This is a genomic window from Microcoleus sp. Pol12B4, from assembly GCF_036701385.1.
GTDB lineage: Bacteria > Cyanobacteriota > Cyanobacteriia > Cyanobacteriales > Microcoleaceae > Microcoleus.
On the sequence record NZ_JAUBQR010000289.1, the window covers coordinates 1 to 6,838 of the forward strand.

Genomic DNA, 6,838 nt, shown 5'->3' on the forward strand with positions numbered 1-6,838 from the left:
ACGGCGAATTTTTCAGCTTTTGCTGAGGTTATTAGCAGCTACACGCCGGAGTTTGTAGCCTCGCGCTGCGGCATTACTGTCAGCGAGTTAGAAACGGCGGCAAACTACTGGGAACAGTCGCAGCGGGTTTTGTCGCTGTGGTCGATGGGGATGAATCAGTCGTCGGAAGGCACGGCAAAGGTGCGATCGCTGATTAATTTGCACTTGATGACCGGTCAAATCGGCAAACCGGGATGCGGCCCGTTTTCCCTCACCGGCCAGCCAAACGCGATGGGAGGGCGGGAAGCCGGAGGACTGTCTCACTTGCTCCCAGGCTACCGATTTGTGAAAAATGCTGAACACAGAACCCAAGTCGAGGAGTTTTGGGGAATCGCACCGGGAAGTATTTCCCCGAATCCAGGCCGCACAGCTTGGGAGATGATTACCGGTTTGGAAACTGGCGAAGTCGAGTTGCTGTGGATTGCAGCTACTAATCCGGTGGTGAGTATGCCGGATTTGGAACGCACTAAAGCCGCTTTGTTGCGCTCGCCCTTTACTATTTATCAAGAAGCTTACTATCCCACTGAAACCTCCGCCTACGCTCATATCCTGCTGCCTGCAACGCAGTGGAGCGAAAAAACGGGAGTAATGACGAATTCTGAACGCCGCGTTACCTTTTGTCCCGGTTTCGACACTCCCTCCGGGGAAGCCCGCGACGACTGGAGGATTTTCGCCGAGGTGGGACGGCGGTTGGGTTTTGCCGAACACTTTGCTTTCGACAACAGTGCGGAGGTTTTTACAGAATACGCCCAGTTGACGCGCGGCCAGCCTTGCGACATGACCGGTCTGAGCCACGAATACATCCGCCAACAAGGCCCCCAGCAGTGGCCTTGCCGGGAAAACGAGCCTGTGCATCCAGCGAACGAAGCGAAGCGGCTGTATACTGACAGGCGTTTTCACACTCCTGACGCGCGGGCGAGATTTTCGGCATATCACTCCCGGGGACTGTCAGAACCTCCAGATCCAAATTATCCCTTTGTGTTGACGACAGGGAGACTTTACGGACACTGGCACACGATGACGCGGACGGGTAGAACAGAGAAAATTAATCAATTGCACCCCGATCCGTTTTTGGAAATTCACCCCCGCGATGCTGCAAAATTGCAGATTAAGGAGGGAGATTTGCTGGAAGTTCGATCGCGCCGCGGCAAGGCGCAGTTTCCTGCCAAAGTCACAAAGGCGATCGCCCCAGGTACGCTATTTGTACCTATGCACTGGGGTTATCTGTGGGCTGAAGGTGCTGAAGCTAATGCCATGACTCATGCTGCAAGCTGTCCAGATTCCAAACAGCCTGAGTTAAAAGCTTGTGCGGTGCAGTTGGTCCTGGTTGGGGCAGACACTGCAGCGGAAGTGGTCGCAGAAGTTGGGGAATTTAATTGGGCAAAATCCACCGTTGCCGTCACTTCTTGAGCTGCCATCTAACTACGGGATGTTACAAATCACCGAAGAACGAGCTGGAAGCCCCAGGCTTTAGACATAGGGAGGAACGTGGTGGACGTTCGGCGATACGTTCGGGGAGCGCTCAGTCAATCCCGCTCAGTCGAACTATTGAAGATTTACTCCACACATGAATCTGGGTTCTTGAACAAGAGTCTAAAATTTTGCACTCTTCCCGACAGGAGTCCGGGGCTTGTATCCGTTTTTTGGGGTAACAACCTCTCTCGATCAAGAAATTTTGAATCCGGACATACCCTACACATAAATCTTAAATCTCACATCCCAGATCTAAAACCTAAAATCGTTAGGCCATTACGCAGCCTAAAAACTGCGTTTCCCCGGCAGAGCCCGGGAATAAGGAAAATTAAATTTATGTAAATTTATGTATTCTGAGTTTTTATTGGGGGTTTTTACTTCCGCAGAATGCCTTCTGGTGAATAGCTTCTGCTTTCTTTTTAATTAATCGAGTCAGACAATTGCCGTTTGCACCTCAAGGTGCTATAATGGTTTTACAAGGCTTTATTTTCGGCAGTACAGTTCGTTCGATCGGCGTTCCTCCGGATTTAAATCTCTACACCCTCTGATTCTGGAGAATGTTCAATGTCAATCTATGTCGGCAATTTATCCTACGAAGTAACGCAGGAGCACCTCAACCAAACTTTTGGAGAGTACGGAACAGTAAAGCGCGTTCAGTTGCCTGCTGACCGGGAAACAGGTCGGATGCGGGGCTTCGCTTTTGTAGAAATGTCTACTGAAGCCGAAGAAGCCGCAGCCATTGAGGCTCTTGACGGTGCTGAGTGGATGGGTCGCGACCTCAAGGTCAATAAGGCAAAACCCCGCGAAGAACGTGGTTCTTCTAACAGCGGTAACTGGGGTAACAACGATCGCGGTGGCAATTCTCGTCGCTACTAAACCACCCGAGCTAAATTTTTAGCTATATTGTATATTGCGTCGGAGCAAGCTGGGAGTAAAAAATCATTCTCTGTGGAGAACAGATAGTTAGTTCAGTGGTCGTACCGCGCCTTAAAAGCCTCAAAATATTGCTAGACAATAGTTTGAGGCTTTTTTATGGCAAAAATTATTAATTAGGAGTTCGAGGGCGTGCGATCGATTCCTAGCTGACCCGAACTATAAAATATAACAGGCAGAGAGAGCCTCCTTCCCCAGTGCCCGGTTCCCGCCGTGCAACCACGCACTCGCAGAGTTTGGCGCTTGCAAAGTGTACCGAACAATGACAAAATCATCAAGAATGATGATTAAATCACTGGTATGCTGAAAAAAATATTTAGGCAAATTTCTAAGTTAGGAAATGAGGAACAATTTCTGCATTTTACAGAAAGTGTAGAAGTAATAATATCGAAAATTTTATCACTCGCGATGATTTGGGTAATTCTCCTCAGCGTTTGCGATTTGCTAATTTTTTTAGGAAAAGAATGGGTAAACCACAGTGATGATTTGTTAAAAGACACGTTGTTTGTCATATTTGGGTTATTTTTGAATGTTTTAATTGCTCTAGAAATATTGGAAAATATTACAGCTTATCTGAAAAAGCACGTAATTCAAGTAGAGCTAGTTATTGTAACTTCCTTGATAGCAGTATCTCGAAAAATCATCATTCTTGACCTGGAAAAGAAAACAGCAGCAGACTTGATTGGTTTGGCGATTGCAATTTTCGCGCTTTCAATCAGTTACTTGATAGTGCGGTCCACAAATAGAGGAAACGATAATAGTGGGCATTAGGAATTGGGGATTGGGAATTGTTAATAACTAATATCATGTCCGGTCGAGCGACCGGACATGATATTATTCCAACAAACCAGGAGGAGGCACAATTTCAATTCTGCCTTGTTCTAAGTCCACAATTGGCACAATCTCTTCCACAAAAGGAATCAAGATTTTTGTGGATTTAGGCTCTTTAACGCGAATTTTCCGTGGTTTGCGGGTATTTCTGGGGTCAGCGTTGGCTTTGGGAGTTTCCGGCTGTTTTGGCTTTTCTAATTCTGCGGCGACAGTTTCCGGCGGCGTTAGATTCGTTTCTACTTCTAAAAGATCGTTACCTGCGGGAATAATATCACTTACCTTGCCTAAAATTTCCCCGGTTAACTGGTTAAAAACTTCCATACCGATCAAATCTTGGACGTAAAACTCATCAGATTCAAGGTAAGGTCGATCGGTCTTTTCAACAAACAACTTACAGCCCCGCAGCGCCTCAGCACTATCGCGGTCTTCCACACCCTCTACCTCTACAGCATACAGCCCTTTGCCCGGAATGTAGCGACCACCCAAAAACTCGATCGGCTCGGGTTCACTTTTGTTAGGGCGCAAAATCCACCGCTTCCCCGGTTCGATAAATCTTTCCGGGAAATCCGAATCCGGATAGACTCGCACTTCCCCGTCTAAACCTTGAGCTGCTACAATTTTACCGATTTCTATCCACTCAGACATAGATTATATCACTCAAATTGTTAGTAATTGATAATTGGAAATTGGAAATTTGGTATTGCTAATTAGTAATTGGTAATTAGCAATTGGTCACTAAGAATTCTGCCCTCGAAGCTCTTGCCGATCCCCGTTAAATCCGTCAAACAATTCGTTTCCGCACAACCCTCTTTCATCAACATCCATCCGTTAAATCCGTTAAACAATCCGTTGCCGAACTTTCTTCTTTACACCAATCCAGTTCTCAGCGCTACAACGGCTGCTTGCACGCGGTCATCCACTGCCAACTTATTCATAATACCGCGAACGTGAGTTTTAATAGTATTTGGACTCAAGTAAAGTGCCGCTGCTATCTCCGGATTGCTGTTACCTTCCACCATTAATTTTAACACCTCCAATTCCCGCTGTGACAACTGACCAAAAGTAGTTGTAGAGGCAGGTATAGGGGGTTTGAGGTGTTCGATGACAGTCCGGGCAATTTGAGGGTCAAGATATGTAGCTCCCTCTGCTGCGGCTGCAATCGCTGCTAACAGCCTATCTACAGAAGCACCTTTAATACAATAAGCATCAGCCCCACTAGAAAGGGCAGCAATAATTTCAGTCTCTGCCGTGTGAGAAGTTAACATTACTACTCGAACTTCTGGCAGTTGTGCTTTAATTTGCTGCGTCGCTGCTATGCCGTCGAGCCGTGGCAAACCGATATCCATCACAATAATATCAGGTTTGAGTTTCAGTGCGGCTGCTACGCCTAAATAGCCATCTTCTGCTTGTCCTACTATTTCTATTTCTGGGGAATCCGCTAAAACTTGCTCTAATCCCAGTTGCATCATCGGATCGTCTTCAACAATTAAAATTTTCATAATACGAAGGAAGAAGGAAGAAGGAAGAAGGAAGATTACTTAGTTATTAACATTTTACAGTAAATCATACCGAACCAATAACAAATAACCCATAACAACTAACTAATGACTAACTTTTAAAACCTCTACGAATTCGCCTGGTAAAATCCCGGTTTCCACTGGTGGCAAAACTGCTAAACCACTTGTATTGGCGAGGTTAATTAAATTCGCTGAATTTTGGCTGCCACTAGCAGGTTCAAATTCCCAGACTCCGGCAACTAAATGCAGTTTACCCCAAATATAAGTTTCGCGTCGGCCAGGCGATCGCAATTCAGCATTACACCTAGCTTTGACAAACTCCGGCCCCCAAGCATCAGGGGCAAGCCCAGACATCTTTCTCAAAGCAGGCACAACAAAACGCCAACAGCAGACTAAAGCCGAAACCGGATTTCCCGGCAAACCAAAATAGAGACAATCCGAACTCAAACTCGGCGAATCCTGATTTTTTTCACCTCGTTTAAAGCCAGCAACCGTTAAAGGTTTACCCGGCTTAATCGCCACAGAACTAACGTGAACTTTTCCTCCCAAATCCCCTAATATTTTCTCAATATAATCGTAGTCTCCTACCGAGACGCCCCCCGTAGAAAGCACCACATCTGCCGTCGCAACAGCCCCGGCTATCGCCTTGTTTAACGCCTCTTCATTATCAGGAACAATGCCTAATCGAATCGGTTCAAATCCCATTTGTGCCAACAAAACTGTCAAAGCATACTGATTTGAGTCCACCAGTTTCCCCGGTGCCAAAGCTTCGTCAGGCGATACCAATTCGTCACCCGTAGAAAAAATCGCCACCCGCAGCCGCCGATAAACAGGAACTTGAATGCACTGGGCAGTTGCTAACACCGCCATTTCTGGGGCGTTGATAACTGTACCGGGAGTTAGCAAAGTTGTTCCTGCTTGATAAAAAGCGCCTTTGTGCCTGACAAATGCTTGCGGTTTTTCAGGAGAAACTAAGATAAAAATACGATTGCCCTCACGTCTTGTTTCTTCCTGCATTACCACCGTATCAGCACCCGCAGGCATCACCCCACCCGTAAAAATTCGCGCTGCTTGCCCCGATTGGAGGGTATTTTGAGGCTGATATCCGGCTGGAATCTCTTCTACTACTTCGAGTACCACTGGTTTTTCGGCGCTACAGTTTTCTACATCATCAAAGCGTACCGCGTACCCATCCATTGCCGAATTGTCCCAATAAGGAAAATCCAGGGAACCAGTGACGGCTGCTGCCAAAATGCGCCCCGATGCTGCCAGCAAGTCTACAGTTTCTACATCCCGCTGACTGTCGAGGGGCAGCGCCAAATTTAGAACGATCGATTCTGCTTCTTTCACTGAGAGCATGACTGTCTCCTTATTTTGATAACACTCATGATTAAGTTTAGCAAAATATCCTGATATATTGGTGATATAATTTTTTTGTGTTTTGGCAATCAACCTAATTTTTGGTATTAATTGCTTATGACTATTTGTCGCTCTGTTGTTCGACTCAATTGTTTATCGTTATTATTTGTGACGTTAATGATATCTTTTACTCAAATTTCCGGGTTAAAAGTTAGCGATTTATTCTTTCCGCCTGATTTTTCTCCCCATCCCAATGTCGCTTTATTAACACGGACTTTCCAAATCTTGTGTTCTGTACCGGTCGTTATTTGTACTTTCACTTATGGATTAGCTAAAACTATTCAAACGTGCCATGAAAAAAATCAATTTATTTTATTTTCTGCTTTTTTAACAGGTGGATTTCTGCTGAATCAAACTTACCGAATTCATATATATATGATCGCATTAGGAATTCCTAAGCTAGGAGTAAGTCTTTTGTACGCCATTATTTTGTTCTCCTACGGATGGTTTTTTCGGCGAGAACTACAGTTGACTCCCTATCAAATATTGTTAACTGGTTTGGGCTTGTTGTTTTTGGCGATCGACGTAGATTCCCTGCATCTAAAAAACAAGATATTCTCCAGTTTACTAGAGGGAGTACCTAAATTGTTTAGTGAAATCAACATTGCATTTTATTATTGGTATGT

Annotated in this window: 7 protein-coding genes; 4 read left to right on the forward strand and 3 right to left on the reverse strand. The window is 45.5% G+C overall.

Annotated elements, in window-relative coordinates; genetic code table 11:
• The 3 genes from QUA38_RS26400 to QUA38_RS26410 all read left to right on the forward strand — a co-directional run.
• Positions 1-1,449, forward strand: a 1,449-nt coding sequence (locus tag QUA38_RS26400) for a molybdopterin dinucleotide binding domain-containing protein (RefSeq protein WP_333167136.1), incomplete at its 5' end; no start/stop codon positions are given.
• 627 nt (positions 1,450-2,076) lie between these two features.
• Positions 2,077-2,388 (forward strand): RNA recognition motif domain-containing protein, encoded by a 312-nt coding sequence (locus QUA38_RS26405; protein WP_332948676.1) that lies wholly within the window; start codon positions 2,077-2,079, stop codon positions 2,386-2,388.
• A 357-nt stretch (positions 2,389-2,745) separates the two neighbouring features.
• A complete protein-coding gene (locus QUA38_RS26410) occupies positions 2,746-3,216 on the forward strand; it encodes a phosphate-starvation-inducible PsiE family protein (protein WP_333167138.1) in 471 nt (156 codons plus the stop codon).
• Positions 3,217-3,279: 63 nt separating this feature from the next.
• On the opposite strand, the gene rimM is transcribed toward QUA38_RS26410, so the two are convergent.
• The 3 genes from rimM to QUA38_RS26425 all read right to left on the reverse strand — a co-directional run bounded on the left by rimM (position 3,280) and on the right by QUA38_RS26425 (position 6,152).
• The gene (gene rimM, locus QUA38_RS26415) at positions 3,280-3,921 is read right to left on the reverse strand and encodes a ribosome maturation factor RimM (protein WP_333167140.1); all 642 of its coding nucleotides are present in this window, start codon (positions 3,919-3,921) and stop codon (positions 3,280-3,282) included.
• 221 nt (positions 3,922-4,142) lie between these two features.
• Positions 4,143-4,775, reverse strand: a complete 633-nt coding sequence (locus QUA38_RS26420) for a response regulator (RefSeq protein WP_015179099.1) — start codon at positions 4,773-4,775, stop codon at positions 4,143-4,145.
• Positions 4,776-4,877: 102 nt separating this feature from the next.
• Complete coding sequence (locus tag QUA38_RS26425; RefSeq protein WP_333167142.1) at positions 4,878-6,152, reverse strand: molybdenum cofactor synthesis domain-containing protein; 1,275 nt, start codon at positions 6,150-6,152, stop codon at positions 4,878-4,880.
• A gap of 117 nt (positions 6,153-6,269) precedes the next feature.
• On the opposite strand from QUA38_RS26425, the gene QUA38_RS26430 reads away from it, so the two are divergent.
• The coding region (locus QUA38_RS26430) for a hypothetical protein (protein ID WP_333167144.1) at positions 6,270-6,838 on the forward strand (569 nt) is incomplete at its 3' end.

Excerpts from the sequence above, each read along its gene's own strand:
- QUA38_RS26425 (WP_333167142.1), bottom strand. The coding sequence starts at position 6,152 with ATGCTCTCAGTGAAAGAAGCAGAATCGATCGTTCTAAATTTGGCGCTG.
- QUA38_RS26405 (WP_332948676.1), top strand. The coding sequence starts at position 2,077 with ATGTCAATCTATGTCGGCAATTTATCCTACGAAGTAACGCAGGAGCAC.
- rimM (WP_333167140.1), bottom strand. The coding sequence starts at position 3,921 with ATGTCTGAGTGGATAGAAATCGGTAAAATTGTAGCAGCTCAAGGTTTA.
- QUA38_RS26420 (WP_015179099.1), bottom strand. The coding sequence starts at position 4,775 with ATGAAAATTTTAATTGTTGAAGACGATCCGATGATGCAACTGGGATTA.
- QUA38_RS26410 (WP_333167138.1), top strand. The coding sequence starts at position 2,746 with ATGCTGAAAAAAATATTTAGGCAAATTTCTAAGTTAGGAAATGAGGAA.